Source organism: Rhodanobacter spathiphylli B39, from assembly GCF_000264295.1.
Taxonomy (GTDB): domain Bacteria; phylum Pseudomonadota; class Gammaproteobacteria; order Xanthomonadales; family Rhodanobacteraceae; genus Rhodanobacter; species Rhodanobacter spathiphylli.
The window spans coordinates 1-208 of the sequence record NZ_AJXT01000112.1 but is presented as its reverse complement, the minus strand read 5'-3'; the positions used below and the strand labels follow the sequence as shown (position 1 = coordinate 208).

Sequence of the window (208 nt, the reverse complement as noted above, 5' to 3'; positions counted from 1 at the left end):
AAGGTTTTTGGCCGTCCAGACGACCGCGTGACAAGTGCTTCGTGGCCGTCGTCGACCTACGCGACCAGCTTGCCGTAGAGCTGAAGCTTCGCCACGTTGTGGACGATGCAATGCAGCTTCCACTGCGTATCGACCTTGCGCTTGCCACGCAGCGTGAAGCGGCGCATGCCGCGTTGCTGGATGTGACCGAAGACGGGTTCGACCAGCC

The 208-nt window shown here is 61.5% G+C and carries 1 protein-coding gene; it reads right to left on the bottom strand.

From position 1 onward, the window contains the following. Positions 1–56: 56 nt before the first annotated feature. Positions 57–206, bottom strand: coding sequence for a transposase (locus UU7_RS19190; protein ID WP_007810819.1), 150 nt, complete (start codon positions 204–206; stop codon positions 57–59). Positions 207–208: the final 2 nt, after the last annotated feature.